This window comes from Sphingomonas sp. Root241 (assembly GCF_001428865.1).
In the GTDB taxonomy this organism is placed as follows: domain Bacteria; phylum Pseudomonadota; class Alphaproteobacteria; order Sphingomonadales; family Sphingomonadaceae; genus Sphingomonas.
Genome location: NZ_LMIV01000003.1, coordinates 103,393 through 130,169, shown reverse-complemented (window position 1 = coordinate 130,169; position 26,777 = coordinate 103,393). Strand labels below are relative to the sequence as shown.

The window sequence follows — 26,777 nt, the reverse complement described above, 5'->3', positions numbered from 1 at the left end:
GCGGGCGGGGCGTGTCAATTGACACGGTTGACACGAATCGCCGTTTACACGGGTGACAACCTTCGCCCGTGTCAGGAGATCGATCGCATGAGGGAGAGGCCGCTTGCTTGCCCATCCGCGAGCATCTTTCAGAACAAATCCTACATTTCCAGGGATTTTCTGACTGCGGGTGCCTTGGGTCGGGATCACCGTCAATTTCCCCTCCTTGTCGCGGAGGGGTCAAGGGGTGGCGCTGGATGACATCGCGCGAATAAGGGCAAGCGCAGGGTTGTGTGCCGCAGCACCGCCCCCTAACCGGACCGCGTGGCATCCTCCAGAACAGATAGCGCCTTCAAGGGCTTGGCACTGCGCCTTTTCGCGATCGCCTGCCTCTCCACCATGTCGGCGCTGATCAAGCTCGCCGAGACGCGCGGCGCGACCCTGGTCGAGACGATGTTCCACCGTCAGCTCTGGGCGGTGCCGATCGTCACCGCCTGGATCATGGCCGGCCCCGGCCTCGGCTCCATCCGCACCCAGCGCTTTGGCGCGCATGTCACCCGCACCGCGATCGGGCTCACCGGCATGGTCTTCACGTTCGGCGCGGTGCTGCTGCTGCCGCTCGCCGAAGCGACCACGCTCCAGTTCACCGTGCCGATCTTCGCGACCCTGCTCGGCGCGCTGGTGCTTCGCGAGAAGACCGGCTGGCACCGCTGGGGCGCAGTGGTGATCGGTTTTGCCGGCGTGCTCGTCGTCGCGCAGCCGGGGAGCGGCGCATTCCCGCTGTTCGGCGCCTTTGTCGGGCTGATGGCCGCCCTGTTCGTCGCGATCGTGGCGATCACGCTCCGGCAGATCGGCAAGACCGAGAGCGCCGGCACCACCGTCTTCTGGTTCTCCGTCCTGTCGCTGCCCCCGCTTGGCGTCGCTTATATCTTCCAGCTCCAATCGCATGACTGGCTGACCTGGGCGAACCTGATCGGCATCGGGCTCGTCGGCGGCGTCGCCCAGCTCGCCCTGACTGCCTCGGTCCGATTCGCGCCGGTCTCGACCGTCATCCCGATGGACTATTCGAGCCTGATCTGGGGCACCTTCTACGGCTGGCTGATCTTCGGCGCCTGGCCAACGCCCTGGACCTGGCTCGGTGCGCCGATCATCATCGCCAGCGGGCTCTACATCGTGTGGCGCGAGCGGGTGCTCCACCTGCGCAACACCGAAGGGGCGAGCGACGCCGCCGCCTCATGATTCGCGGCGGAACACCAGGCTGAGATTGTTCGCCGGCATCGCGACGATGCGTTCGAGCAATAGACCGCACGCCGCCGCAGCGGCCGAGACGTCCTCGACATGCCGCAACCCCCAGGCCGGGTTTCGGCTCTTGAGCGAGACATCGAATGCCTCGTTCGATTCGGCGGTCGGCACATCGCGCTGGCGATAGGGCCCGTAGAGGATCAGCGGCGCGCCCGGCGTGAGCAACCGCCCCGCCCCTGCCATCAGCCCGAGCGTCGCTTCCCACGGGCTGATATGTACCATGTTTACGCAGAGGATCGCGTCCGCCGCCGTCGCCGGCCACGCCGCTTCCGCCGCGTCCAGCGCCAGCGGAGGCGGCACATTGGCCAGCCCCGCGCACCAATCGGCGATCGAGGCCAGCGCGTCGGTGTCGGGATCGCTCGGCTGCCACGTCAGATCGGGGAAGCGTTCGGCGAAGAAGGCGGCATGCTCGCCGCTCCCGCTCGCCACTTCGAGCACCAGCCCGCGCGCCGGGAGCGTTTCGGCGAGCACCGCCGCGATCGGCTCGCGGTTGCGCAAGGTGGCGGGGGCATGGCGCCGCATGCTCATGCGCCGCGCGCCGCGGCGAGCAGCTTGCGCGCGCGCAGCCACATCTCGAGCCGCTGCGTCGCCAGCAGCCCCAATGCGAAGGCGACCAGCACGTCGGTCAGCGTCATCACGTCGAGCGCCATTCCGGGCGCCATCTCGCGCGCACCTGTCCGGACCAGGATCAGCACGAGGATCAGCAGCATCGCGGCGGGCGATGCGCGCTGCGACACTTCATGCGTCTCCGGATCGACGCTGATCCGCATCATCCGGCCGCGCTGCCAGCCCAGCGCCACACCCGCCGCCAGCGCGATCAGGCACCAGAGCCAGGCGAACCCCACCGGCGGGTGCGCCCAATAAGCGACCGCGGCCACCACGATATAGATCGCCGGCACGATCCACAGCCGCTCGATCTTGAGCGGCCGCTCGCGACTCATCCGCCGCATCCGAAAGGCCATGACGGCGATAAGGATGACGATCGGGATCGCGAGGCGAAGCCAGTCGGACTGCGGATGCGCGGCGTTCATGACGCCCTGTTTTGGCGAGCGCGCGGCACTTGGCAAGCGGGCCATAGCGGGCGCCGCTTGTGCCAGAGCTGGTCAGACCGGCATGGCCGAGGCCGTTACTTGCCGCCCTTGCGCGCCGGATAGCGGCTGTCGCTGCCGCGCGGAGGAAGCGTCAGCGCCGCGGCCATCTTGGCCTTGGCCGCCTCGGCCGCCGCGGCCTTTTCGGCCAGCTTGGCGGCAGCCCGCTCTTCGGCTGCGCGGATTTCGGCGAGACGCGCCGCCTCGGCATCCGCCTTGGCCTGCTCGACCGCCGCCTTCTGCGCCTCGATCGCCGCCAGCTTCGCTTCGCGCTCCGCTTCCACCGCGGCTTCACGGGCGAGGCGCGCCGCCTTGCGCTCGGCCAGCTCTTCCTCGCTCAGCTTGGGAGCGGCCTTGAGCTTTTCGAGCAGCGCCTTCTTGGCATCGGCCGAGCGTCCGGCGCGGTCACGGAAAGTATCGTTATACGTCATTCGGTATTCAAACTCCTGCGCGGCTATTCCGCCGCTTCCGCCCGTTGGGGCTCCTTGTAGACCAACACCGGCTTGCGCGCGGCGAGCGTCTCGTCGAGTCGCCGGCGCGGCGCGAAATGCGGCGCGGTCTTGATCGCGAGATCGCCGCCCTTAGCCTTTTCGGCCACAGAACGGAAGGCGTGGATGAACTGGTCCAGCGTAGCCTTGCTTTCGGTCTCGGTCGGCTCGACCAGCATGGCCCCGTGGACGACCAGCGGGAAATAGACCGTCATCGGGTGGAAACCCTCGTCGATCAGCCCCTTGGCGATATCGATCGTCGAGAATCCCTCGGGCAGGCCCCTATCGCTGAAGATCGCCTCGTGCATGCACGGACCCGATTTCGCGAAGGGCGCGTCGAGCACATCCTCCATCGAGCGCAGGATATAATTGGCGTTGAGCACCGAATCCTCGGCGACCTGGCGCAGGCCGTCGGCGCCATGGCTGAGGATATAGGTCAGCGCGCGCGTGAACATGCCCATCTGGCCATGGAACGCGACCATCCGGCCGAAGCTCGACGCATGGTGCTCGCCCGCGGTCTCTTCTTCGACCAAGGCGAAATGATCGCCCTGCTTCTCGACGAACGGCAGCGGCGCATAGGGTGTCAGCGCTTCGGAGAACACCACCGGCCCCGAACCCGGCCCACCGCCGCCATGCGGAGTCGAGAAGGTCTTGTGCAGATTGATGTGCATCGCATCGATGCCGAGATCGCCCGGGCGGACCCGGCCGACGATCGCGTTGAAGTTGGCGCCGTCGCAATAGACATAGCCGCCCGCCGCATGCACCGCGTCCGAGATCGCCCGCATGTCGGGCTCGAACAGGCCGCAAGTGTTGGGATTGGTGATCATCACGCCGGCAACGTCGGGGCCGAGGCGCGCCTTGAGCGCTTCGAGATTGACCCGGCCGGCCTCGGTCGCGGGAATGTCCTCGACCGAGAAACCCGCGAACGCCGCCGTGGCGGGATTGGTGCCGTGCGCGCTCTCGGGGACCAGCAGCACTTTGCGCGCCTGCTCGCCCTTGGCGTCGAGCGCCGCGCGGATCGCCAGCACGCCGCAGAGTTCGCCATGGGCTCCGGCCTTGGGGCTCATCGCCACCGAATGCATGCCGGTCAGCGTCACCAGCCAATGCGCTAGCTGATGGATCACTTCGAACGCGCCCTGGCAGGCATCGACCGGCGTCATCGGGTGGAGATCGGCGAAACCGGGCAGCCGCGCCATCCGCTCGTTCAATCGCGGATTGTGCTTCATCGTGCACGAGCCGAGCGGGAAAAGTCCGAGGTCGATCGCGTAATTCTGTCGGCTGAGGCGGGTGTAATGCCGCACCGCCTCGGGCTCGGACAGGCCGGGAAGCCCGATCGCCTTCGAGCGTTCGAGCCCGCCCAGGCGCGACTTGCCCGAGGGCGCCTCCGCGAAGTCGACACCGGTGGTCTCGGTCGAACCGATCTCGAAGATCAACGGCTCCTCGAGCATCAGCGCGCGGTTGCCGGTGAAGGTCTCGCCCGAGGCCTCGCCGGCCTGCGGAGTGGTGGGGCGCCAGCCGCTCCGGTTGATCGTCATGCCAGCGCCTCTTGATTGCGGACCGCACCAACCCCGTTCGGGCTGAGCTTGTCGAAGCCCCGTCCTTCTTCTGCGAGGCGGTAGAGAGAGGAAAACAGCCCTTCGACAAGCTCAGGGCGAACGGAAGAGAGGAAGGTCATGCCAGCGCCTCCTCGAGCGCGGAGGCAAGCGTCTCGACGTCCTCCTCGGTGGTGGTTTCGGTGACTGCGACGACGAGCCCGTTCTGCAGCTCCGCCGCATCCGGATAGAGCCGGCCGAGCGACACGCCGGCCAGGATGCCCTTGTCCGCGAGGGTGCGCACGACCGGGCGTGCTTCCTTCGAGAGCTTCAGCGTGAACTCGTTGAAGAACCGGTCGGTGACCAGTTCGACGCCATCGACTTCGGCGAGCCGGTCGGCGGCGGCGCTCGCCGCGACATGATTGAGTTCGGCGAGCCGGCGCAGGCCTGCTTCGCCCAGCAGGGTCATGTGCGCCGACATCGCCAGCGCGCAGAGCACCGAGCTGGTGCAGATGTTCGAGGTCGCCTTCTCGCGGCGGATATGCTGCTCGCGGGTCGACAGCGTCAGCACGAAGCCGCGCTTGCCCTCGGCATCGACGGTCTCGCCGCACAACCGCCCCGGCATCTGCCGCACCAGTTTCTCCGAGCAGGCGAACAACCCGACATAGGGCCCGCCGAACTGCAGCCCGACGCCGATCGACTGGCCCTCGCCGACGACGATGTCCGCGCCCATCTCGCCCGGCGACCGAATCGCCCCCAGCGCCACCGGCTCGGTCACCACCGCGACCAGCAAGGCCTTCTTCGCGTGGCATGCCTCGGCGAGCGCGCTCATGTCCTCGATCCGGCCGAGGATGTCGGGATATTGGACCACGACACAGCTGGTGTCGTCATCGATCGAATTGATCAGGTCCAGCGTGTCGGGCTCAGGCGAGAAGGTCGGCAGCGAGGTGACCAGCTGGTCGCCGGTGAACTTGGCCATCGTCTTCGCGACCGACACGTAATGCGGGTGCAGCCCGCCCGAGAGGATCGCCTTGCCGCGCTTCGTCACCCGCCGCGCCATCGTGATGGCTTCCCAGCAGGCGGTCGAGCCGTCGTACATCGACGCATTCGCCACGTCGCAGCCGAGCAGCCGTGCGACCTGCGTCTGGAATTCGAACATCACCTGCAGCGTGCCCTGCGCAATCTCGGGCTGATACGGCGTATAGGCGGTCAAGAACTCGCCGCGCTGGATGATGTGATCGACCGACGCCGGCACATGATGCCTGTACGCCCCGCAGCCGAGAAAGAAGGGCACGTCGCCCGCGGCGAGGTTCTTCCTGGCCAGCGCCGACATGTGCCGCTCGACCGCGAGCTCGCTCGCGTGATTGGGCAGGCCGTGGATCGGACCATCGAGCCGGGCGATTTCGGGTACGTCGACGAAGAGGTCGTCGATCGACCGGGCACCGATCGTGGCGAGCATCGCCTCGCGGTCCGATTGGGTAAGGGGCAAATAGCGCATTACAATTCCCTGAAACCATCACCCCGGCGAAAGCCGGGGTCTCAGGCGGCAGGCGCGACGCTCGCAAGGTCGCGCCGAGCGGCACGAGATCCCGGCTTTCGCCGGGATGACGTAGTTAAAGCTTGCTCACGAAATCCTGGTAGGCAGTCTCGTCCATCAGGCTGTCGAGCTCGCCCGCATCGGCCAGCGTCAGCTTGAAGAACCAGCCCTCCCCTTCGGGGTCCTCGTTGACCAGCGCAGGGTTGTCGGCGAGCGCGGCATTGCCTTCGATCACCGTGCCGGCGACCGGCGCGTAAACATCGGACGCCGCCTTGACGCTCTCGACCACCGCGGCATCGTCGCCCTTGCTCACGGTCTTGCCCTCTTCGGGAGTCTCTACGAACACGATGTCGCCGAGCTGGCTCTGCGCATAGTCGGTGATGCCGACGGTGGCGACATCGCCGTCAACCTGGATCCACTCATGATCTTCCGTGAAATAACGCATGAGTCAGCTTCCCTTCCTGACATAACGATGGGGGACGAAGGGCATCTGGACGACCTCCGCGTGATGGACTTTGCCGCGCTGGGCGAGCGTGATGCGCGTGCCGGGCACGGCGAGCGCGGTCGGCACATAGGCCATGGCGATCGGCTTCTGGACTGTGGGCGCGAAGCCGCCCGAGGTGACCTTGCCGACTTCGGTGCCCTCGGCGTCGACCACCGCGGCGCCCTCGCGCACCGGCTGGCGGCCCTCGACGATCAGCCCGACGCGCTTGACGATCGGCCCCTGCTCGCGCTCGATCATGATGCGCGCATGGCCGGGGAAGCCGCCCCCTTCGCGCCGGCGCTTCTTGATCGCGAAGCCCAGAGCGGCGGAGATCGGCGTGGTCTCGGTATCGAGATCGTGGCCGTAGAGCGGCAGATCGGCCTCCAGCCGCAGCGAATCGCGTGCGCCCAGGCCGATCGGCTTGACCTCGGGCTGCGCGGTGAGCGCGTCGGCGAGCGCCTCGACGCCCTCGACCGGAACCGAGATCTCGAAGCCGTCCTCGCCGGTATAGCCCGAGCGGCTGATCCACAAATCGTGGCCCTGCCACTGGAACGGCGCGCCCTGCATGAAGACGAGGTTCTCGACGCCGGGGATCACGCGCTGGAGCGCCGTCACTGCCTCGGGCCCTTGGAGGGCGAGGAGAGCGTGGTCTTCCATGTGGTTCATGCCGATCTCGTCGGGCAGGAACTCGCGGAAATGGGCGATGTCGTCCCATTTGCAGGCGCCGTTGACGACCATGTAGACCTCGCCTTCCTTGAGGCGCGTCAGCATCAGATCGTCGAGGATGCCGCCATTCTCCGCCATCAGCAGCGAATAGACCGGGTGGGAAAGCTTCGCCGCCTGGATGTCGGCCGGCATCAGCGCCTCGAGCGCGGCCTCGACACCTTCGCCGGAGAAAGTGAGCTGGCCCATATGGCTGACGTCGAACAGCCCGGCATGCTCGCGCGTCCAAAGATGCTCGGCCATGATGCCTTCATACTGGACGGGCATCTCATAGCCCGCGAACGGGACCATCCGCCCGCCCCGCGCGCGGTGCCAGCTGTCGAGTGGGAGTTGCAGGAGCTCCAGCGCTTCTTCGCCGTCTTCGATGGGGTCGTGGCTCATTCCAGATACTCCGCGCGAGGCTGAACGAGATACTGAACCACGCACATGCGCGGCAAAGTCCCTCGCCCCCTCTGTCACGGAACCTGAGAGCTTTCGCGCCACTCTCTTCAGAGAGCATCCGCTTACCCCTTCGGTGGCCGCCTCTTCGGCGGCGCTTTCCAGAGTGTCACAGCGCGCGCGGTCCCTGGTGCCTGAGAGATTCCGGGGCGGTTGCTCCTTCGGCGGGCGGCCCTCGAAGGACCACCACTCTCCCGCGCGTGCCTATGCCGGTTGCCCGCCATCGACACGCGCAGCCTTGGCTGTCGTGATGATCCGAGTCAATCGCGAAACTCTGCCGCTAGCCGCTCCACAGACTCCCCTCCCTGCAAGGGAGGGGCTGGAGGTGGGTGCGAGCGCAGCGAGCCCTTCACCGCGGCTCGACAAAAGAAAAGGCCGGGCATCGAGCCCGGCCTTTTCTTACCCACCCCCTAACCCCTCCCTTGGAGGGAGGGGAAACAGGTCAGCGCGTGACGTTGTACTTCAGCTGATCCTCGGTGAGCTGGAAGCCGACCAGCGCCTCGAAAGTGGACGAGAGCACTGCCGAGCGGATCGCCGGATCGGCCAGCGGGTCCATCGCCGCGGCCTGATCGCCCGCCTTGCGCTTTTCGGTCAGCCGCTTGCGCACCTCCTCGGGCAGCGTCGCCGCCGCGCGATCGATGCTGGCCGTAGCCTGACCCGTGGTCTGTGCGCGAATCTGCCCGTCGGCGAAGCGCACGGTCACTTGGCCTACCCGCTTGGCGGTGACCGAGGTCCCGCCGCGCACCACGGTGATGAAATAGGGCAAGGTCACGTCGCGCGCCGGCCCGGGCTGGTTGCGGCGGGCGAGTATGTCGAAGGTCAGATTGGCCTGGATCTGCGGCCCGGTCTCGTCGCAGGTCGACTGGAGGTTGGTGAGCACCGCGGTCACGTCGATCGCCGTCGCCTCGCGGCTGGTCGCCGGGTTGAACAAGGTGACGTCGCCGGTGCCGGCGGGAATCCCGACATGCGGGCAGGCCGAGCGGACTGCGGAGATGCCGCCCTCGGTAATCTCGCCGGTGCGGGAGCAGCCGCCGGCGGCCAGCAGGATCATGATGGGAACGGCGAGCTTGGCGAGCGACACGGGCGATACACCTTTCAGACGGAACAACGGGCCGCGCACAAGCGAGGCCCGGAAACGGCGGCACCATAGGAACCGCCTTTCGCCCGCGCAAGCAATCGCGTAGAGCCCGCTTCGCCATGGACGCGACCGCCAAACCGCCGCTCGAACTGCTCATCGCCGCGCCGCGCGGCTTCTGCGCGGGCGTCGACCGCGCGATCCGCATCGTCGAGCTGGCGATCGAGAAATATGGCGCGCCGGTCTATGTGCGCCACGAGATCGTCCACAACAAATATGTCGTCGACAGCCTAAAGGCGAAGGGCGCGATCTTCGTCGAGGAGCTCGACCAGGTACCCGACGGCGTGCCGGTGGTGTTCTCGGCGCACGGCGTGCCCAAGGCGGTCCCGGCCAAGGCCGCCGAGCGTGGCCTCTCCTATCTCGACGCCACCTGCCCGCTGGTTTCCAAGGTCCACCGCCAGGCCGAACGGCTGGTCGCGTCGGGACGGCACATATTGTTCATCGGCCATGCCGGGCATCCGGAGGTGATCGGCACCTTCGGCCAGGTGCCCGAAGGCTCGATGACGTTGGTCGAGACCGTCGCGGATGCCGAAGCGGTGGTTGTCGGCGATCCCGAGAACCTCGCTTTCCTCACCCAGACGACGCTCTCCGTCGATGACACGGCGGCAGTGCTCGCAGTGCTCAAACGGCGCTTCCCCGCGATCCTCGCGCCCGGCGCCGACGACATCTGCTATGCGACGTCGAACCGCCAGAGCGCGGTCAAGGCGCTCGCCGAGCAAGTCGACATGGTGCTGGTGATCGGATCGCCCAAATCGTCCAATTCGATGCGGCTCGTCGAAGTGGCGGTGCGCAACGGCACGCGTTCGACGCTGATCCAGCGCGCCGACGATATCGATTTCGCCTGGTTCGAGGGCGTGCGCAAGGTCGGCATCACCGCCGGCGCCTCGGCGCCCGAATTGCTGGTGCGCGAGGTCGTCGAGCGGATCGGAACGCGTTTCGAGGTGTCCGAGCGCGAAGTCGAGACGGTCGCCGAGAACATCGCCTTCAAGCTGCCCCGCGGCCTCGAAGCCGCCTGATGGCCGTCTATACGCAAGTCTCCGCCGAGGCACTGGCGGACTTTCTCGCGCGCTTCGACATGGGCGAACTGGTTTCGGCCAAGGGCATTGCCGAGGGTGTCGAGAATTCGAACTATCTCGTCGACACGACCAAGAGCCGCTTCATCCTGACGCTGTACGAAAAGCGCGTCTCGGCCGACGACCTGCCCTTCTTCCTCGCCTTGCTCGATCACCTCGCCGATCGCGGCCTGCCGGTCCCACCGGCCGTGCCCGATCTCGAAGGCCGGACGATCCACGAGATCGAGGGCCGCCCTGCCTGCCTGATCCAGTTCCTGTCGGGCGTGTCGGTCTCGCACCCCACGCCGAAACAGGCGCACGCCGCCGGCGCCGCGATGGGCCGGATGCACGAGGCGTTGCGCGATTTCACCCTCGAACGCCCCAATTCGCTCGGCCCCGACGACTGGCGGCCGCTGTTCGAGCGGTGCGGCCGCGAAATGGACGCGATCCGGCCTGGCCTCTACGATCATGTGGACAAGGCTCTGGACAAATTGTTGACAAGCTGGCCGCGCGACCTGCCGCGCGCCGCGATCCATGCCGATCTGTTCCCCGACAATGTGCTGATGCTCGGCGATCGTGTCACCGGGCTGATCGACTTCTATTTCGCCTGCACCGAAGTGCGCGCGTACGATCTGGCTGTGATGCACGGTGCGTGGGCATTCGATGCCGCCGGCGCGCGATACGACGCTGCGGTCGGCGCGGGGTTGGTCGAAGGCTATGCGTCGAATTTCGAATTGCTTCCCGAGGAGCGCGCGGCGCTGCCCGTGCTGGCCGAAGGTGCTGCGATCCGCTTCTTCCTGACCCGCATGTGGGACTGGCTCAACACGCCCGCCGACGCGCTCGTCACCCGCAAGGATCCGCTCGCTTATCTGCACCGGCTCGATTTCTACGCCGAAAATGGAGCGGCGGTCTTCGCGTGACCGAGCTTCAGCATGTCGAGATCGCCACCGACGGCGCGTGCAAGGGCAATCCCGGGCGCGGCGGCTGGGGCGTGGTGCTGCGCATGGGCGGCGTCGAGAAGGAAATGTCGGGCGGCGAGCCCCACACCACTAACAACCGCATGGAGCTGATGGCCGCGATCCAGGGGCTGAAGGCACTCAAGCGCCCATGCCGCGTCACGCTGTCGACCGACAGCCGTTACGTGATGGACGGCCTCACCAAATGGATCCACGGCTGGCTCAAGAACGGCTGGCGGACGTCGGACAAGAAGCCCGTCAAGAATGCCGAACTCTGGCAGGAACTGCTCGCGGCATCGAAGCCGCACCGCGTCGAATGGGTGTGGGTCAAGGGCCATGCCGGCCACCCCGATAACGAGCGCGCCGACAAGCTCGCCAGCGACGCCGCCCTGGCCCAGCGGGTGGGAACCACACCATAAGTTGTCCGGTTTTAGACCACAACTTGGACGATTCCCGACCATATTGGCGCCACCAAAGCCAAGGCACCTTCGCCAGGCGTCGAGAATTACGAGACCGGCAAATCTAGTCCAGCGAGTATGTTTTTGAAGTGCGCCAGCGCCTCGGGGCTCGGACCGGGATAGTCGCCTGGCGTCGGCTGGTCGCCGATAAAGCCCATGTCCGCCTTGCCTTCGGGCAGGCTGTAGAATCCGAGCACGAAAAGATGGCGTAGCGTGTCCATGAACGCGACCGGCCTCGCCATCCCGGCGGCGGGCGCGGTGACTGTCAGCGCATCGAGCAGTCCGGCGCGCTGGGCCGGGGTGATCGCATCGAACGCAGTCTTGTGCAGTGCCCGGCTCTGCGCGTCGAGCCAGATCAGCCCGCCGAGCACCTGTTCCCGATCCTTCCGCTGGGTCGGATAAGGCGCGCTGATCCACTCGTCCACGAACGCCCCGACGCCGAGCTTGCCGGCTCCCGGGGACTGCTCGTCGGCAGGCAGGATCAAGTCGCCCAGCAGATCGACCGTCGCGCGCTGCGCCTCGCTCAGCGTCAGCGGCCACGGCACCTTGGGCGCCATGAGATCCGGATCGCGGCCATAGCCCTGCGCGGACGGCGGCGGGGGCAGTGTGGCAGGCCAGTCGGCGACGACAAACGGCGGCGGAGTGCCCTGCCCTGCCGCCATCGCGGGCGGCGTCCAGCGGGCGAGCGATAGCGCCGCGGCGGTCATCATCCACTGCAGCGTCTCGCGGCGCGACGGTGTCATGCGATTGCTCCTGACTTGAAGCGAGCGGCGAGGCGCTCGGATGCACGCAACGCCAGCGCGAGAATGGTGAGCGTCGGGTTCTTGTGCGCGCCCGAGGCGAAGATCGCGCCGTCCATCAGCACCAGATTGCCGACATCCCAGGTCTGGCCATAGCTGTCGACTACCGAGGAACGTGGATCGGCGCCCATCCTCGCGGTGCCCAGTTCGTGGATGATCTCGCCGCCGGCGGTGATGAGCTTTTCAGGTGGCAGTTCGGGATCGAGGGGCGTGGCGTTCATCCGCTTGAACACGGCGCGTGCGGTTCGCTGCCCGTGCGCGACCTGGTTCAGCTCGTGCTGCGACCAACGAAAGGCGAAGCGCAGTACCGGAATGCCGAACCGGTCCTTCACGCCCGGATCGATCTCGCAGAACGTGTCCTTGTTGGGGATCATTTCGCCGCGCAGCACCATCGCGATCGTTGCGCCCGAGGCGGTACGGACTGCTTTCTTCAACCCCGCTCCCCAAACACGCGGCAGAGCCGCAGCGGGCGGGATGCCGAACCGGCCGCCGATCTCGAAATGATAGCCGCGCGCAAAGTCCAGCTCGCCACGCTTCTGTTCCTGGTACAGCCAGAACGGAATATAGATGTGCTGCCCGCCGATGCCGTCCTCATTGTAGCGCGGCCGCCCAGCAAGCGCGGGCACGAAAGCTCGAAACGACGCGCCGGTCGAATCGGTGAGATTGCGGCCGAGCTGGCCAGAGGCGTTGGCGAGGCCGGCGGGCTTGTCGCCGGAATTGAGCAGCAGCCGCGTCGTCTCGCAGGTTCCCGCCGCCAGGATTACTGCCCGCGCTTGAACCTGGTGGCGGGCGCCAGTCTTGCGATCGACATATTCGACCCCTGCGGCGCGACCCGCGCTCGCCATCGTCACCTTCGAGACCATCGCATCGGTGACGATCGTCAGCTCGCCGGTGGCCTTCGCCATCGGCAGGAACGACGTCGTGGTCTGAAACATCGCGCCGATCGTGCAGCCGCGGGTGCACGGCGTCGCGTTGAAGCAGGCACTGCGCGGCGCGACCTTGTCGGGCATGTCGCGCGTGATCACCGCCGTGTGCGCGGTCCGCACCGGAATCCCCATGCTTTCGCACGTCGCCTTGAGGAGCATTTCCGGGACGCGAGGCTTGGGCGGCGGCATCAGGCAGCCCGGCGCCGAATCGGGGTGGTTCTCGAGCTCGATCCGCCCGCCATTGACTCCGATCATCCGTTCGACACGGTCGTAGAACGGCGCGATATCGTCATAGCCGATCGGCCAATCCACTCCCAGCCCATCCCGCGAGAAGGGCTTGAAGTCGTACGGGCCCCATCGCGGCACGTGCCGGCCCCAATGATTGGTTCGCCCGCCCAACATCCGCGAGCGGTACCAGCGAAAGTCCGTGCCCTCGCGCATGGTGTAGGGCTCGCCGTCAACCTCCCAACCGCCCCCCACGGTCGCGTCGAAATAGCCGAACGGCTTGTCAGGCGTGGCCGCCCCACGCAGGGGAGCGTCGCTCTCGGGCGCCATCATGTTGACCTCGGCTTGGGGGTCATAGTCGCGACCTGCCTCGAGCATCAGGCAGCGCAGGCCCGCCTTGGTCAGGCTATAGGCCGCCATGCCCCCCGCAGCACCCGAGCCGACGATGATGACATCTGCGGTGGCTGCCGCCGGATCCAACGCCGCCGCCGTCATCGGGCGCTCGCTCCGAGCCTGCGGATCTTGATGTTGCGAAACGCGACCGGCTCGCCATGATCCTGGAGGCCGATCACCCCGCTCGGAAACGTGCCGAACAGCGGCATCGAGGCGAACTTCGACGCCGCCACACGCTTGCGCCAAGCGTCATTCCCGAAGGGCACGTCGGCGGTCAGCGTGCCGTTCAGCCATTGGCGAATGCGGCCTTGCTCGACACGTAGCCGCGCATGATTCCAGGTCCCGGCGGGGTGTGCCGCGCTCAGCGGCGGCACCGTGATATCGTAGAGCGAACCGGCGCGGTGGGACGGGATCTTCCCGTCGGGATGGCCGGCATTGTCGAGGACCTGCATCTCGATTCCGGTCTCGTAGATGTTCCTTGTCCCGGGCGCGTTGCGGGCGAGGTAGAACACGCCGCTGTTGCCGCCGCGCTCGACCTTCCAGTCGAGCGTCAGTTCGAAGGCGCCGTAGCTGTCGGCGGTGACGAGGTCGCCTCCGCTCATCTCGCCGGTTTTCGACGTCAGAACGAGCGCTCCGTCGCGCACCGCCCAGTTGGGCGATGCCGCGCCGCCGCCAAATGAGCGCCAACCGCTAAGATCCTGGCCGTTGAACAGCAGCTGCCAGCCTTCGGCGCGTTCGCTGGCCGTGAGCGTGTTGGGTGCTGTTGCTTTCTGGCCGGCCAGGGCCGGCGTGGTCATCAGTGCCAAAAGGCAAAGGCCCGCAATCGACAATCTACCCATCAGGTCTCTCCCTTCGCTCGATCGTCTCCACGCGAGCGATCGCATTCTCAACGGCCGCTTCGTCGCGGTCCATCAGATTTGTGTTCCGGTGAAACGAAACCGCCCGCACCGTGCGCCGAAACTCTCACTAAGACCGTCGCTTCGCAATAATAAACGAAGTTGTTTTCATTTTCCGCTCTGGGATGCCGTTCCTCTTGAATTCGATCCCTAACCGTCAGGGCCGAAACTAGGAACACGTTCAAACCTGCCGGACGACCGGAGGACGCACCCGCGCCGTTTCTGGCGGACGTCCTCTCTTGGTGGGATGCGGACAAAGCTCCTTCTCCCCTTGTGGGAGAAGGAATGGGCCCGCTCGCGCAGCGAGTGGGAAGGATGAGGGGGTGAGTCTCACTCCCCAGCATCAGGCCGCCCATGCCCCCGGCATGGGCTAAACAGCGCGGGGCGCTGTTTACCTGATGCTCCTTCCGCCGACTTCGTCGGCTCCCTCCCTCTCCCACAAGGGGAGAGGGAAAGAAGCAACGCCTTGACGTCGTGCCGTCATGACAACTGGCAGATGTCCACGATGTCCATGTCGTTATAGTCGAGATTCTCGCCCGCCATCGCCCAGATGAAGGCGTAGTTGCTGGTTCCCGCGCCCATATGGACAGACCAGGGCGGCGAGATGACGGCTTCTTCATTCCCCATCACGATGTGCCGGAGACCGTCGGGCGGGCCCATATAATGGAAGATGCGATTATCATCTTCGAGGTCGAAATAGAGGTAGATCTCCGAGCGCCGCTCATGGACGTGCGGCGGCATGGTGTTCCAGACGCTACCGGGATCGAGGCGCGTTAGACCCATACAGAGCGATGCGCTCTGGCAGGTGTGCGGCAGGAGCAATTGATAGATGGTCCTCGCATTCGAAGTCTCGAGGCTGCCGCGCTGAAGCGGCTCGACATCGGCCGCGGTGATCTTGCGAAGAGGAAAGGCCGCGTGTGCCGGCACGGAGAGCAGGTAGAAGCGCGCGCCGTCTCCCGAGAAGGTGACCTCGCGCGAACCCATCGGCACGTACAACGCCTCGTATTTCGCGAGCTGAACGGATTCGCCGTCGACACATACGGTGCCGCCCCCCTTGCCGATGTTCACAATTCCCAGTTCGCGGCGCTCCAGCAACGGGTGCCCGGCGGCGCTTTGGGGTTCGGTATGATCCGGGAGCCGAAGAACCTGCCCTGCGGGAACGGCGCCCCCGATCACGAAGCGCTCGCCATGCGAATAGGTCAGCACGATCTCGCCGGGTCGGAAGAGGCCCGTAACGAGATGCCGGTCACGCAGGTCCCCGTTCGAGGCGCCTGCCATCATCTCCGGGTGGGCCGCGTAATAGGTCTTCTGAAACAAGGTCGATCCCCCGACCGTCACCGACTGCGCTTGTCGAGCGCGGCCATCTGGGTAGCCGCGAGGAGGAAGGCACCGACGCCGTAATATTGCGTGTCGGTGGCCTCGACCTTCTCGGGACGGTCGCTCACCTGCTGGACGAAGCCGAGCCTGCCATCCGGCTGGATGGCACGGCCGAGCGCCGACCAGCCGCGGCGCACCACCGGTTCGTATTCGCGGCTGGGCAAGAGGCCCGCGTTGATACCCCAGGCGAGACCATACGTGTAGAACGCCGTCCCGCTCGTCTCGGGCGGCGAGCCTTCGGGCGCCAGCAGCGAGGGGGCCCAATAGCCGTCCGGCTTCTGCAGCGCCTTGATGCGCTCCGCCATGTCCCTGAACAGCGCCTCCATCCGGCGGCGATCCGGGGATCCCTTGGGGAGCAGGGGAATGATCCGCGCCATTCCTCCGAACACCCAGCCATTCCCACGACTCCAGAACTCCTTGCGGCCTTTGGCGTCGCGGCGCTCGAAGAAGCGGCTGTCCCGATAGTAGAGACGCTCCGCGGGGTCGTAGAGGAAAGCGGTCGTCGCCCAGAATTCACGCAGTGCGAAGTCGGCATAGCGCCGGTCACCGGTCTGGCGCGAAAGTTCGATGAACGCCGCCGGCGCCATGAACAGCGCATCGCACCAGCACCAGCGCGTCAGGCATTCGGCCGCGCCATAGCCCTCGGGCGGGACGTAGAATGCCAGCGATACCGCGGCCGGCTTGCCCACAACCTGATCGAAGACCCGTTTGGTCGGGAGCCGCGCGGCTGGCCCGGCGCCATTTCGGGCCGACCATAGATAGGATTGCGTGATCGCATGGTCGTCCGCGAAATAGGGTTTCTCCCCCGGGGTCCACGCATTCGCACGCCCCATGTCGAGGATCGCCTGACGGATCCGCGGCGGCGCGCCGGCATCGGCCAGCGCGGTCATCCCGACCCAGAATACCGCCTGCTCCCAGGCCCGGGGCTTGCGGGTCTCGGATGTCACGCGCGATACGCCCGAACCGCCCATGCGGCCGAGCTGCCAGTCCGCGAGACGAACCGCGGCATCGAGCGCCGATGCCTGCGTCGCGGCTGGCACTGGCTGGGCGAACGTCGGCGAGGGGATTGCCAGCAGCAATGCTGCGGCGAGTGCGGACCGTTTCATTCGATTTCCTCGAGATCGCCCGGCGCGGCATGGATTTTGGGCATCTGCCAGCTGCTCCTGGGAAAAGCAGGAGCGCCGGACGTGAGCCCGGCGCTCCTAAGGGGGAGCCTAGAACCTGCCGCGAATGCCGAACGAGATCGTCGTTCCATTGAAGTACGAATTATCGCGACGGCTCTGGCCGTTGCCGTCCGGCTGGGTCGGGTTTTCGTAGTAGAAGTAGACATTCTCGTTCGTGATGTTCAGCGCGTCGATGCGCAACTCGAAGAGATCATTGAGCTTGTAGCTGATCGTCCCATCGAGGAACCCCTGCGGAGCGAGATAGGGAACCTGGTCGTTGCCTGTATTCTGCGAGTTCTGGCCGGTCTTCGCACGGTAATTATACGAGCCGCGGATCGAAAGCGGGCCCTTCTCGTAGAACGCCGTCACGCTGTACGCATAGTCAGGAACGCCCTGCATCGAGATGCGATCGCCATTCCTCAGAACGAAGTCGTCACCCTGCTGATCGATCAGCGTGAAGCTGCTGGTGATGCCCAGGCCGTCGAAGGGCTTCGGCAGGAACGTGAAGTTCTGCTGATAGGCCAGCTCAAGACCCTTAAGCTTCAGCTCGCTTTGGTTCACCGTGATCGTACGATCGAACAGGAAGTTGGGATCGATGGTGCTTCCGCCGAGAGCGGGCGGACAAGCTCCAGCGCCCAGCGAAGCGCAATTGAAAAGGTTCGAGGGTATGCCCAACGTGCCGAACGGGACACGTTCCACCACCGAGAAAGGACGATCGACGATATTCTTCTGGAACACGCCGGCGCTGAGCAGTCCGCCGGGAGCGAAGTACCATTCGAGCGCGGCATCGTAGGTGCTCGCGAGCTGGGGCCGCAGGTCCGGGTTGCCGACAGTGACGGCGGGGTTGAATATGTTCGGCACCCGGGTGCCCGCCGCGATGGTGGCCAGTGAGCCGCGCGTGATCGTCTGGCCCGCGGATGCCCGCAACACGAACTTCGGCGTGATATCGAACGTCAGGTTCGCAGACGGGAGGAAGTTCTGATAGCCGCCCTCGCGCTTTGCGGGAACGAATCCGACGCCGCCGGGGCCCGTCTGATAATTGTCGATGAGCGTTCGGGTATCCGAAAAGCGAACGCCCCAGTTGACGCGCAGCGGATGACCAGCGATCGGAAACTTGAAGCTGGTCTCGAAGAAGGCGGACTTGACGATCTCCTCGGCGGAGAAGGCCTGGTTGAGAGCGGGAATCGCCGCCCGGTTGGCGCCGTTTGCGTCGAGGACATTCATCACGAAATCGCGTGAGAAGGTCGCGAATTGCGACGGATATCCCGAGTTGCCGCCATTGGCCAATTCACCGAACTGGACGAAGGGATCCATGTTCGCGAAGACACCCGTCGGATTGGTCGCGAAGGTGCCGCCTTGCGGAATTGCGCGCGTCGAGGCGATGCTGCTGCCGTCCTGCCGCTGGACCCGCTTGGTGGTCGACACGTAGCTGCCGCCCAGCTTGAGCGAAAGCAGCTGGTCTCCGCTATCGATCGGGGTCCAGTCCAGGACTGCCCGGGCAGTCTTTTCCTTGTCGAGCTCGTCGTTGATCGCGAAGCCGAGTGAGGGTGACCGGTAGTTCGCCGTATTGGTGAAGTCGACGGGCGAGCTGATCGTCGGGTAGGTAACGTTTCCGGTCGGATCGAAGGTCGTCGTGATGCCGTAGATGTTCGAGACGATCCGGTTCTCGGAATAGACCGCCTTGCTTTCGCTCAAATTCGCCTGCGCCGAGAGCTTCATCGTATCGGTAACGGCATAGGACGCCCGGACGATGCCGTATTTGAACTTGGTCTTCGTGTCGCGGTAGAAGCTCTCGGTGAGGATGCTCGAGTTCCCGAACGTGCCGTACAGATTGTTGTATTCATCGAGGTGCACGTCGAGCGGGATCAGGCCGGAATTGGTTCCCGTGCCGGGGGCACTGGTGGTGCCCGCAACCGTCCGCGAGTTGCGCACGGGTACGCCGAAGGTGAACTCGTCGGTCTGATCGGTCAGCTCGGAGAAGATGCCGTCGATGCTCGCTTCGAAACGGTCGCTCTTGTACTGAAGCGACCCGACGAAGCCGAGGCGCTCGCGTTCGGTGTTGGAAGCGTAGATGCGATAGAAGCGCGGAAGATAGCCGTTTTCCACCTGCGAGCGCGTGAGACCGCCCAGATTGGCCAGCGGGCTGTCGAGGTTGAGCTCGAAATTAAACGGGCCGCTGGTATTCGCGGGCAGCGTCGTTCCCGGCGGCACATGATAGGGACGGCTACCGAGCGCAGACGAATTGTAGCCGCTGGTGCCGCCGCCGGTCGACTGGAAGCCAGAACGCTGATTGACGTTCTTGGCATAGGCCACGCCGAACAACGCGCCGAAATTGCCCCACGTATCGCTCAGCAGCAGCGAGCCGCGCGGACGCCATTCCTTGGACTGGGTGTTGTAATTGGCCTGCGCCGTGTAGCGGATCACCCGCTCGTTGTTGTCGAAAGGACGCGGCGTCTGCAGGTCGATAACGCCGCCGATGCCGCCTTCCTCGAGATTGGCGAGCGGCGACTTGTACACGTCCACCCGGCCGAACAGTTCGGACGGGAACACGTCATAGTTGAAGTCGCGGCTCGAACTGCCGACGTTCTGCGCCGAAGTCGTGCGGACGGGCGCGCCGTTTATCGTCGTGACGGTAAAATCGGAGCCGAGGCCGCGGATGCTGATCCGCTGGCCTTCGTTCGAGGCCCCGTCGCGCGACAGGATGACGCCCGGAATACGCTGGAGCGAGTCGGCCACGTTCGCTTCGGGAAACTTGCCGATATCCTCGGCGACGATCGAATCGCGGAAGCTGATCGATTCGCGCTTCAGCTCGACGGCCTTGTTGAGGCTGCCGCGGAAGCCGGTGACGACGATATCATCTGCGGCGCCCGCTTCGTCCTGCGCTTCGGGCGCGGGTGCGTCCTGCGGCGTCGCGGGGGCCGGATCCGCGGCCTGCGCAAAGGCTGGCGCGCCGGCGAGCATCACGATGAGAGCGCCAGCCGAGACGGCGCACGTAAGAATGTTCTTCCCCATTTTACCTCTCCCACCACGTTCACGGTCAGCCGTGCGTGCCGAGAGTTATATGACAAGTTGCCGAGCCGGCGTCAATCAGCAGACGATTACCCGCCATCGAGCACGTGACATGAATGCCGGCTTTAGAGGGAATTCGGGCATTTCTTGGCAGCTTGCCGGATGCATTAGCCGACGACGCCAGCAAGAGAATGGTATGACAACACTCAAGAGACACGCTGATGCATCCGCAACGGGCGGCCACCTTGGCAGTCGCTCAGTCTGAATGCGTCGCCTCGCCTTGCGAAGCCCCCTTCATCCGCAGAGCTGCACTTAGCGTCGAGTGGCGCGTGAGGCTTTCGTGCATGTGCTGGCGCGCTGCCTCGCGGGCCCGGGCCGAATCCATCCGGACGATCGCATCGACGATCGCCTCATGTTCGGCGAGGACCTTGGCCGCATAGGATTGGTGGACCTCCTCCGGCTTGTCGCCGAGGTAAAGACTTCGCGACGGCACGAGGCGCAGCCCGAGGAACTCGACGAAGCGGACATAATATTCATTCTGGGTCGCATGCGCGATCGCGAGATGGAAAGCACTGTCGGCCTCCGCGGACGCCAACGGGTCGTCGCCCACTTCTATCATGCGCTCGAGCGCTTCGCGGATCGCCCCGATATCGGCAGTTGTACGACGAGCCGCCGCAAGACCGGCCATCTCCGTCTCGACCGCCAGACGCATCTCGAGCAGCTTGATCACGTCCGCGAGTTCGTGAAGTTCGTCGCGTGTGATCTGGAAAGCGCGATACTCCGCCGATTCCGCGACAAAGACCCCCGCCCCCTGGCGTGAAACCGTCAGCCCGTGAGCGGAAAGCCGGGCCACGGCCTCCCTTACCACGGTGCGGCTGACATTCTCCGAAAGCGCGATCTCCTTTTGCGGCGGCAGTCGCGTGCCCGCCTTCAGCTCGCCCGAACGGATGCGGGCCTCGAGCTTCGCGAACAACTCATCGGTCAGCGAGCCGGTCCTGCCGCCCTCCTCAGTCGAGTCGCCAGCTGCCTTCTGCCTGCTCTCAACTTGACTTGTCATACTAATCTCCGGAAGCTACGCGTCCGTATCACCAATGAAGATGCTAGTCGATCCGGCTTCAGACCGGCGGGAAGAGGATTTATGCGATCAATCCGCGCACTTACGGCACTCCTCCTTGCGGGAATCCCGTCCGCGCTCCCGGCCCAGGATCCCGCACCGCCGGTTCAACCGCAGATATCCCCCGATCGGCCCGATTGGGAAAATCCGGCCGTATACGCCACCAACAAGCTGCCGGCGCGTGCGACCGGCTTTCCTTTCGAGACTCGAGAGAAGGCAGTGGCGGGTCACCGTACGAAATCCGAACGCTTCCTGCCGCTGAACGGACAATGGAAATTCTCATTTTCCCCGAGCGCCGATCGACTGCCGACCGGCTTCGAACAGCCTTCCTTCGACGTTTCGAAGTGGAAGGAGATCAAGGTGCCGGCGGACTGGCAGACCGAAGGCTATGACCAGCCGCGCTACAACAACATCACCTATCCGTTTCCGGCGAACCGGCCGCTCATTCCGCATGCCACCAATCCGGTCGGCTCCTACCGCCGCGACGTCGAGGTGCCCGCCAACTGGAACGGCTCGGACGTGATCCTGCACATCGGCGCGGCGGGCTCGGCTTATTACGTCTGGGTCAATGGCGAGAAGGTCGGCTATTCCGAGGATTCCAAGCTTCCTTCCGAGTTCGATGTGACGCGCTACGTGCGCCCCGGCAGGAACACGGTGGCGATCCAGGTCTTCCGCTGGTCGGACGGGTCTTATCTCGAGGATCAGGACTTCTGGCGCGTCTCCGGGATCGAGCGCGAGGTCTTCCTGATGGCCGCTCCCAAAACCCGCGTCCGCGACTTCTTCGTCCATGCCGGGCTGGATGCGCAGTATCGAAACGGGAAGCTGGCCGTCGATGTGGCGGTGTCTCCCGGCCGCGAAGCGGCTGTCGCCAAGGCCATCCTTCTCGACGGCGACCGGCAAATCGCCGAGATCTCGAAGCCGGTATCCGCCGGAACCGGGGAGCGGACGGTGACTCTCGCGGCGACCATCGCCGACGTGAAGCCATGGACCGCGGAAACCCCGAATCTCTACATGCTGCTCGTCGAATTGTACGACGCCAAGGGCAAGATCATCCAGTCGACCTACAGCCGCATCGGCTTTCGCACGGTGGAGATCAGGAACGGCCTGGTCAGCGTCAACGGCCGACCGATCACGATACGCGGCGTCAACCGCCACGAGCATGATCCCGAGACGTTCCACGTCATCTCTTACGAATCCATGGAGCGCGACATCCAGTTGATGAAGCGCGCGAACATCAATGCGCTGCGCACCTCGCATTACCCGAACGATCCGCGCCTGTACGAGCTCGCGGACAAATACGGGCTCTATGTGATGGATGAGGCGAATATCGAGAGCCATGGTTACATGGACTGGGCGAACAAGCATCCGGAGGTGCGCGGGCGCTATCAGATCGGCTTCGATCCCGCATGGGAGGGAGCCCATGTCAGCCGGGTGACCAACATGGTCGAGCGTGACAAGAACCACCCCTCGATCATCTTCTGGTCCCTGGGCAACGAGGCGGGGATCGGACCGAACTTCAACAAGGCGGCTGCGGCGGTCAAGGCGCGCGATCCGGCGCGTCTCGTCAGCTATCTCGGCTGGGGAACCTGGGCCGGCGTGTCCGATCACCGGCCCAACGACTATGCCGACATCTATGCGCCGATGTACGACAGCGTCGAAAAGATGATCGACTATGCGGAGAATTGGGCGTTCCGCCAGCCGATGATCCAGTGCGAATATGCCCATATGCAGGGCAATTCGGGCGGCAACCTCAAGGAATATTGGGACGCGATCTACGCGCATCCCGACAAGCTCCAGGGCGGGTTCGTCTGGGATTGGGTCGATCAATCCATGTATCGATACACTGCCGACGGCCGCCGATATTGGGGCACGGGCGGCGAATATGGGCCCAATCCTGGCGGCGACATCGAGTTCGGCGACGGCCTGTACCAGCCCGACCGCACGCCCAATCCGCATTTGTTCGAGATCCGAAAGGTCTATTCGCCGATCCAGTTCTCGAACTTCGACGCCGCGGCCGGCACGGTGACGATCACCAACCGGCATGACTTCGTCGACCTGTCGGACTACGATTTCGGCTTCGAGGTGCTGGAGGACGGGGTGCCGGTGGCGACGGGGCAGCTTCCGGCACTCCACACACCGGCGCGGGGCCACGAGACGGCTGCGCTGGCGCTGCCATCCTTCGCCCGCAGGCCCGGCGCCGAATATGTGCTGACGGTGAGCGCCCGCGCCAAGGCCGGGGCAATTCCCGCAGTGGACGCCGCGACGGTGATCGGATGGGAGCAATTCGTGCTCGGGCGGGAGCCGGCGAGCACGCCGGCGCTCTCGGGCAACCTCACGCTCACCGATAGCCAGGGGGAAATCCGCCTCGCAGCCCCGGGCGCCGAGTTGGTCCTCGACCGCAAGACCGGCCTCATCGAGCGCTATTCCGTCAACGGACAACCCCTTCTCCAGGGTGGCGCGCCCAATTTCTACCGCGCGCTGACCGACAACGATATCGGCACGGGGCTCGAGAAATCGCACGGCCTGTGGAAACGGGCTTCGGCGGAGCGCATCGTGACGGATATCACGGCGCGCCGGCTCGGCGCCGATGCGGCCGAGGTGACGGTCCATTATTCGGTTGGCGACGGTGCCGCCACGTTCGTCTCCCGCTATCGCATGGCGGGCGACGGATCGGTCCGGATCGAAGGCGATTTCACGCCGCTCAAGCCGGACCTGCCCGATCCGCTGCGCGTGGGGATGTTCTTCTCGATGCCCACGCGCATCGACACGCTCTCCTGGTATGGCCGCGGCCCGCACGAAAGCTACCAAGACCGCAAGACGGGGGCGCCGCTGGGGCTGTGGCGGGGCAGGATCGCCGATCAGCCGCACGATTATATGCGCCCCCAGGAAACCGGCAACAAAGTGGACGTCCGCTGGATGGAGCTGCTCCAGCCGGGCCATGGCGGGCTGCGCGTCGGTGGCGATGCGCCGCTGTCGATGAACGCGCTGGCGTTTCCCTATGACGATCTCTCCCGCCGTCCCCCGGGCACGCGGCGGAGCACCGACATCGTGCCGCATGGGGAGGTTTCGCTGATGATCGACGCGATCCAGTCCGGCGTCGGCGGGGACAATGCTTGGGACGCCGGCGGGCGGCCCTTGCCGCAATACCGCGTCCCGCTGAAGCCGATACGCTACGGCTTCACGCTGACGCCCTTCGCAGGCGACGGCACCACGCCTGACAAAGCCAGGCCCGCAGCGGCTGAGAGCCTGCAATGAACCGCCGGCTTTGCGCCGCGGCGACCGTCGTGCTGCTCGCCGGCACGAGTCTCGCCCAGGACATGCCGCCGATCGCAAGTCCGCTGCCGCCCGCGGCCGACCGGTCGCCAAAGGCGGCAGTCGTGCTTGCCGACTATCGGTACGGCGATCTCCTCTGGGAGAATGATCGCACCGCGCATCGCATCTACGGCCATGCACTGGAGGCGGCCGAGCCGCCCTCCGGGTCGGGAATCGACAGCTGGGGCAAGAACGTGGTCTGGCCTTTCATGGACCGGCAGCTGCGCACAGGCGACCAGCACGCATATCATGGCGAGGGACTCGACTTCTACAATGTCGGCACCGGACGCGGCGCCGGAGGCCTCGGCATCTGGTTCGACAACAAGCTGTGGACCTCGCGCAACTATCGCAGCTACCGGATCCTGAAGAACGGACCGAACGTCGCCGACTTCGAAGTCGACTATGCCGCCTGGCCAGTCGATGTTACCCGCAAGGTATGGGAGAAGCGGCGGTTCACCCTTCCGCTCGGCACGCATTTTACGCGGATGGTGTCGACGATCCGATCCGACAAGCCCGAGCCGCTGCTCGTGGGCATCGGCATCGGCAAGCGCACCACCGGCGATGGCGGGGAACTGACCGTCGACCGCGCGCGCGGCCTGCTCTCCTGGTGGGGACCCGAGGATCGGGGCCATGGGCGCATGGCGGTCGCGTTGCGGGTCGATCCGGCGATGATCGCCGAGATACGACAGGATGCCGACAATCACCTCGTGCTGCTGCGAGTCACGCCGGGCAAGCCGTTCGTCTATTACTCCGGCTCGGCCTGGAGCCTGGGCGAAGGCGGCTTCCGCAGCCGTGAAGCCTGGGATCGCTACGCCGCCGCAGAGCCGCTCGACTTCCGCTTGCCGCGCTGATCGCGCGCACCAGCAAGGACATACGCCCAATGGAACGCCGCCGTTTCCTCGCCTCCGCTCTTGCCACCGGAACCCTTGCCGCGACGGCGCCGGGCATCGCCGCCGCGCAGCGCAAGCCCGCCGCCCGCGGCGCGGGCGACCGGGGCTATATGCTCGAAATCCTCGCCGCCATGGCGGAACCGGTATTGGGCCCGATGTCCGAAGGTCGGCTGCACGCGGCCTTCACGCCGGAGCTCAGTCCGACCTGGGACGGGCGCAATCCCAAGGTGGCGTATCTCGAATGTTTCGGGCGGCTGATGTCCGGGATCGCGCCCTGGTTGGCGCTTCCGGATGACGATATGCCCGAGGGGCGGCTGCGCGCGAAGCTGCGCCGGCAGGCGATCGCCAGCTACGCGCACTCGGTCGATCCGGCGAGCCCCGACTATCTCCTATGGAAAGCCGAAGGCCAGCCGCTCGTCGATTCGGCCTATTTCACCAATGCCTTTCTGCGCGCGCCGAAGCAGCTCTGGGATCCGCTCGATGCGACTACCAGGCAACGGGTGGTGCAGGAAATCCAGGGCCTGCGCCGGGTGCCGCCGCCCTACACCAATTGGCTGCTCTTCGCGGCGATGAACGAGGCGTTCCTGCTCTCGATCGGCGAGCAGTGGGACCCGATCCGGATCGACCTCGCGGTTCGCAAGATCAACGAATGGTATGTGGGCGACGGCTGGTATGCCGATGGGCCGCGCTTCCACTTCGATCACTATAATTCCTATGTGATCCACCCCATGCTCGTGGAAATCCTCGAGGTGCTCGTCGCGACCGGCGCCAGGTTCAACAAACTCAATGCGCCGGAACTGCTCGAGCAGGCATACAGAAGGATGCAGCGGTTCGGCGAGCATCTCGAGCGGCTGATCGGACCGGACGGCAGCTATGCGCCAATCGGGCGGTCGCTCACCTATCGCACGGCCGTCTTCCAGCCGCTGGGGCTGCTCGCCTGGCGCAAGAAGCTCCCCAAATCCTTGCCCGAAGGCCAGGTCCGCTCGGCGACGCTCGCGGCGCAACGCGCGATCTTCCGCAATCCCTCGAACTTCGACGGAAAAGGCTATCTCACGATCGGCTTCGCCGGCCATCAGCCGACGCTCGGCGATATCTACTCGAACGCTGGCAGCATGTATATCGCCGCTGAGAGCCTCATTGCGCTGGGCCTTCCCGCAAAGGACAGCTACTGGACCGCGCCCGACCTGCCATGGACGACCAAAAAGGCCTTTGGCGGCGAGGCCTTCCCCAAGGATTATTACGTCGACTATTAGATTGAGAAACCGTTCAACCTGTTGATTTGTCTCACAGGCTGCCCCTATTTCGTCGTCCCCGCGAAAGCGGGGATGACGTGTTTTTAGTATGAGTTCCCCGACCTACTCCCTGCCGACGGTCTGGTATGTCGATCGGCATCGGCGAGCTGCTTCCGGAGATCTCGCCCCAAAAGAAAACGGGCTGCGATCATCGATCGCAGCCCGCCTTGCGCCCGAGGTTTGGGAGTCGAGCTCCGCTTCACGCCTC

The 26,777-nt window shown here is 65.4% G+C and carries 23 protein-coding genes and 1 riboswitch; of the genes, 7 read left to right on the top strand and 16 right to left on the bottom strand.

Annotated features, from left to right (window positions below):
* The first annotated feature begins 339 nt into the window (after nucleotides 1-339).
* Complete coding sequence (locus tag ASE13_RS15890; protein WP_414885414.1) at nucleotides 340-1,218, top strand: DMT family transporter; 879 nt, start codon at nucleotides 340-342, stop codon at nucleotides 1,216-1,218.
* Here ASE13_RS15890 and ASE13_RS15885 read toward each other — a convergent pair.
* The 9 genes from ASE13_RS15885 to ASE13_RS15850 all read right to left on the bottom strand — a co-directional run bounded on the left by ASE13_RS15885 (nucleotide 1,213) and on the right by ASE13_RS15850 (nucleotide 8,622).
* Nucleotides 1,213-1,803 (bottom strand): DUF938 domain-containing protein, encoded by a 591-nt coding sequence (locus tag ASE13_RS15885; protein WP_414885413.1) that lies wholly within the window; start codon nucleotides 1,801-1,803, stop codon nucleotides 1,213-1,215. The two genes, ASE13_RS15890 and ASE13_RS15885, sit on opposite strands and share 6 nt — an antisense overlap.
* Nucleotides 1,804-1,805: 2 nt before the next feature.
* On the bottom strand, nucleotides 1,806-2,312 hold the full coding sequence (locus tag ASE13_RS15880; protein WP_056618227.1) for a CcdC protein domain-containing protein: 507 nt from the start codon (nucleotides 2,310-2,312) through the stop codon (nucleotides 1,806-1,808).
* A gap of 95 nt (nucleotides 2,313-2,407) precedes the next feature.
* Nucleotides 2,408-2,800, bottom strand: a complete 393-nt coding sequence (locus ASE13_RS15875) for a DUF6481 family protein (RefSeq protein WP_056618223.1) — start codon at nucleotides 2,798-2,800, stop codon at nucleotides 2,408-2,410.
* A gap of 23 nt (nucleotides 2,801-2,823) precedes the next feature.
* Entirely contained in the window at nucleotides 2,824-4,392 is a 1,569-nt protein-coding gene (gcvPB, locus tag ASE13_RS15870; RefSeq protein WP_056618221.1) for an aminomethyl-transferring glycine dehydrogenase subunit GcvPB, read from the bottom strand.
* Entirely contained in the window at nucleotides 4,389-4,532 is a 144-nt protein-coding gene (locus ASE13_RS19945; RefSeq protein WP_156404938.1) for a hypothetical protein, read from the bottom strand. The genes gcvPB and ASE13_RS19945 overlap by 4 nt, the downstream gene beginning before the upstream one ends.
* Nucleotides 4,529-5,887 (bottom strand): aminomethyl-transferring glycine dehydrogenase subunit GcvPA, encoded by a 1,359-nt coding sequence (gene gcvPA / locus ASE13_RS15865; RefSeq protein WP_056618219.1) that lies wholly within the window; start codon nucleotides 5,885-5,887, stop codon nucleotides 4,529-4,531. Before gcvPA ends, ASE13_RS19945 begins: the two co-directional genes overlap by 4 nt.
* A 115-nt stretch (nucleotides 5,888-6,002) precedes the next feature.
* Nucleotides 6,003-6,371 (bottom strand): glycine cleavage system protein GcvH, encoded by a 369-nt coding sequence (gene gcvH, locus ASE13_RS15860; protein ID WP_056618216.1) that lies wholly within the window; start codon nucleotides 6,369-6,371, stop codon nucleotides 6,003-6,005.
* Between the two features lie 3 nt (nucleotides 6,372-6,374).
* Nucleotides 6,375-7,514 carry a glycine cleavage system aminomethyltransferase GcvT gene (gene gcvT, locus ASE13_RS15855; protein WP_056618212.1) on the bottom strand — a complete coding sequence of 380 codons (1,140 nt, stop codon included), beginning with the start codon at nucleotides 7,512-7,514 and terminating at the stop codon, nucleotides 6,375-6,377.
* A gap of 168 nt (nucleotides 7,515-7,682) precedes the next feature.
* A riboswitch (glycine riboswitch) is annotated at nucleotides 7,683-7,778 on the bottom strand.
* Between the two features lie 235 nt (nucleotides 7,779-8,013).
* Entirely contained in the window at nucleotides 8,014-8,622 is a 609-nt protein-coding gene (locus tag ASE13_RS15850; RefSeq protein WP_082596976.1) for a hypothetical protein, read from the bottom strand.
* A 146-nt stretch (nucleotides 8,623-8,768) separates the two neighbouring features.
* Between ASE13_RS15850 and ispH the strand changes: the two genes are divergently transcribed.
* The 3 genes from ispH to rnhA are packed head-to-tail and all read left to right on the top strand — an operon-like array spanning nucleotide 8,769 to nucleotide 11,133.
* Nucleotides 8,769-9,722 carry a 4-hydroxy-3-methylbut-2-enyl diphosphate reductase gene (gene ispH, locus ASE13_RS15845; protein ID WP_056618207.1) on the top strand — a complete coding sequence of 318 codons (954 nt, stop codon included), beginning with the start codon at nucleotides 8,769-8,771 and terminating at the stop codon, nucleotides 9,720-9,722.
* The gene (gene thrB, locus ASE13_RS15840) at nucleotides 9,722-10,678 is read left to right on the top strand and encodes a homoserine kinase (protein ID WP_056618201.1); all 957 of its coding nucleotides are present in this window, start codon (nucleotides 9,722-9,724) and stop codon (nucleotides 10,676-10,678) included. Before ispH ends, thrB begins: the two co-directional genes overlap by 1 nt.
* Nucleotides 10,675-11,133, top strand: coding sequence for a ribonuclease HI (rnhA, locus tag ASE13_RS15835; protein WP_056618198.1), 459 nt, complete (start codon nucleotides 10,675-10,677; stop codon nucleotides 11,131-11,133). Before thrB ends, rnhA begins: the two co-directional genes overlap by 4 nt.
* Nucleotides 11,134-11,219: 86 nt before the next feature.
* On the opposite strand, the gene ASE13_RS15830 is transcribed toward rnhA, so the two are convergent.
* The 7 genes from ASE13_RS15830 to ASE13_RS15800 all read right to left on the bottom strand — a co-directional run bounded on the left by ASE13_RS15830 (nucleotide 11,220) and on the right by ASE13_RS15800 (nucleotide 21,018).
* On the bottom strand, nucleotides 11,220-11,915 hold the full coding sequence (locus ASE13_RS15830) for a gluconate 2-dehydrogenase subunit 3 family protein (RefSeq protein ID WP_056618197.1): 696 nt from the start codon (nucleotides 11,913-11,915) through the stop codon (nucleotides 11,220-11,222).
* Complete coding sequence (locus ASE13_RS15825; RefSeq protein ID WP_056618195.1) at nucleotides 11,912-13,618, bottom strand: GMC family oxidoreductase; 1,707 nt, start codon at nucleotides 13,616-13,618, stop codon at nucleotides 11,912-11,914. Before ASE13_RS15825 ends, ASE13_RS15830 begins: the two co-directional genes overlap by 4 nt.
* A complete protein-coding gene (locus ASE13_RS15820) occupies nucleotides 13,615-14,313 on the bottom strand; it encodes a DUF1080 domain-containing protein (RefSeq protein WP_162254706.1) in 699 nt (232 codons plus the stop codon). The genes ASE13_RS15825 and ASE13_RS15820 overlap by 4 nt, the downstream gene beginning before the upstream one ends.
* Nucleotides 14,314-14,892: 579 nt before the next feature.
* Nucleotides 14,893-15,729 carry a 5-dehydro-4-deoxy-D-glucuronate isomerase gene (kduI, locus tag ASE13_RS15815; RefSeq protein ID WP_056618970.1) on the bottom strand — a complete coding sequence of 279 codons (837 nt, stop codon included), beginning with the start codon at nucleotides 15,727-15,729 and terminating at the stop codon, nucleotides 14,893-14,895.
* A 17-nt stretch (nucleotides 15,730-15,746) separates the two neighbouring features.
* The gene (locus ASE13_RS15810) at nucleotides 15,747-16,895 is read right to left on the bottom strand and encodes a glycoside hydrolase family 105 protein (protein ID WP_056618192.1); all 1,149 of its coding nucleotides are present in this window, start codon (nucleotides 16,893-16,895) and stop codon (nucleotides 15,747-15,749) included.
* 108 nt (nucleotides 16,896-17,003) lie between these two features.
* On the bottom strand, nucleotides 17,004-19,964 hold the full coding sequence (locus ASE13_RS15805; RefSeq protein ID WP_082596925.1) for a TonB-dependent receptor: 2,961 nt from the start codon (nucleotides 19,962-19,964) through the stop codon (nucleotides 17,004-17,006).
* A 253-nt stretch (nucleotides 19,965-20,217) separates the two neighbouring features.
* Nucleotides 20,218-21,018 (bottom strand): FadR/GntR family transcriptional regulator, encoded by an 801-nt coding sequence (locus tag ASE13_RS15800; RefSeq protein ID WP_056618186.1) that lies wholly within the window; start codon nucleotides 21,016-21,018, stop codon nucleotides 20,218-20,220.
* Between the two features lie 81 nt (nucleotides 21,019-21,099).
* Between ASE13_RS15800 and ASE13_RS15795 the strand changes: the two genes are divergently transcribed.
* The 3 genes from ASE13_RS15795 to ASE13_RS15785 are packed head-to-tail and all read left to right on the top strand — an operon-like array spanning nucleotide 21,100 to nucleotide 26,530.
* Nucleotides 21,100-24,330 (top strand): glycoside hydrolase family 2 TIM barrel-domain containing protein, encoded by a 3,231-nt coding sequence (locus ASE13_RS15795; RefSeq protein ID WP_056618183.1) that lies wholly within the window; start codon nucleotides 21,100-21,102, stop codon nucleotides 24,328-24,330.
* Entirely contained in the window at nucleotides 24,327-25,238 is a 912-nt protein-coding gene (locus tag ASE13_RS15790; protein ID WP_056618180.1) for a DUF4861 family protein, read from the top strand. The genes ASE13_RS15795 and ASE13_RS15790 overlap by 4 nt, the downstream gene beginning before the upstream one ends.
* A 29-nt stretch (nucleotides 25,239-25,267) precedes the next feature.
* The gene (locus tag ASE13_RS15785) at nucleotides 25,268-26,530 is read left to right on the top strand and encodes a DUF2264 domain-containing protein (protein ID WP_056618176.1); all 1,263 of its coding nucleotides are present in this window, start codon (nucleotides 25,268-25,270) and stop codon (nucleotides 26,528-26,530) included.
* Nucleotides 26,531-26,777: the final 247 nt, after the last annotated feature.

Bases quoted from the DNA above. Each gene is read 5' to 3' on its own strand.
- ASE13_RS15885 (WP_414885413.1), bottom strand. From the start codon at position 1,803: ATGCGGCGCCATGCCCCCGCCACCTTGCGCAACCGCGAGCCGATCGCG.
- ASE13_RS15880 (WP_056618227.1), bottom strand. From the start codon at position 2,312: ATGAACGCCGCGCATCCGCAGTCCGACTGGCTTCGCCTCGCGATCCCG.
- ASE13_RS15875 (WP_056618223.1), bottom strand. From the start codon at position 2,800: ATGACGTATAACGATACTTTCCGTGACCGCGCCGGACGCTCGGCCGAT.
- gcvPB (WP_056618221.1), bottom strand. From the start codon at position 4,392: ATGACGATCAACCGGAGCGGCTGGCGCCCCACCACTCCGCAGGCCGGC.
- ASE13_RS19945 (WP_156404938.1), bottom strand. From the start codon at position 4,532: ATGACCTTCCTCTCTTCCGTTCGCCCTGAGCTTGTCGAAGGGCTGTTT.
- gcvPA (WP_056618219.1), bottom strand. From the start codon at position 5,887: ATGCGCTATTTGCCCCTTACCCAATCGGACCGCGAGGCGATGCTCGCC.
- gcvH (WP_056618216.1), bottom strand. From the start codon at position 6,371: ATGCGTTATTTCACGGAAGATCATGAGTGGATCCAGGTTGACGGCGAT.
- gcvT (WP_056618212.1), bottom strand. From the start codon at position 7,514: ATGAGCCACGACCCCATCGAAGACGGCGAAGAAGCGCTGGAGCTCCTG.
- ASE13_RS15850 (WP_082596976.1), bottom strand. From the start codon at position 8,622: ATGATCCTGCTGGCCGCCGGCGGCTGCTCCCGCACCGGCGAGATTACC.
- ispH (WP_056618207.1), top strand. From the start codon at position 8,769: ATGGACGCGACCGCCAAACCGCCGCTCGAACTGCTCATCGCCGCGCCG.
- thrB (WP_056618201.1), top strand. From the start codon at position 9,722: ATGGCCGTCTATACGCAAGTCTCCGCCGAGGCACTGGCGGACTTTCTC.
- ASE13_RS15830 (WP_056618197.1), bottom strand. From the start codon at position 11,915: ATGACACCGTCGCGCCGCGAGACGCTGCAGTGGATGATGACCGCCGCG.
- ASE13_RS15825 (WP_056618195.1), bottom strand. From the start codon at position 13,618: ATGACGGCGGCGGCGTTGGATCCGGCGGCAGCCACCGCAGATGTCATC.
- ASE13_RS15820 (WP_162254706.1), bottom strand. From the start codon at position 14,313: ATGACCACGCCGGCCCTGGCCGGCCAGAAAGCAACAGCACCCAACACG.
- ASE13_RS15810 (WP_056618192.1), bottom strand. From the start codon at position 16,895: ATGAAACGGTCCGCACTCGCCGCAGCATTGCTGCTGGCAATCCCCTCG.
- ASE13_RS15805 (WP_082596925.1), bottom strand. From the start codon at position 19,964: ATGGGGAAGAACATTCTTACGTGCGCCGTCTCGGCTGGCGCTCTCATC.
- ASE13_RS15800 (WP_056618186.1), bottom strand. From the start codon at position 21,018: ATGACAAGTCAAGTTGAGAGCAGGCAGAAGGCAGCTGGCGACTCGACT.
- ASE13_RS15795 (WP_056618183.1), top strand. From the start codon at position 21,100: ATGCGATCAATCCGCGCACTTACGGCACTCCTCCTTGCGGGAATCCCG.
- ASE13_RS15790 (WP_056618180.1), top strand. From the start codon at position 24,327: ATGAACCGCCGGCTTTGCGCCGCGGCGACCGTCGTGCTGCTCGCCGGC.
- ASE13_RS15785 (WP_056618176.1), top strand. From the start codon at position 25,268: ATGGAACGCCGCCGTTTCCTCGCCTCCGCTCTTGCCACCGGAACCCTT.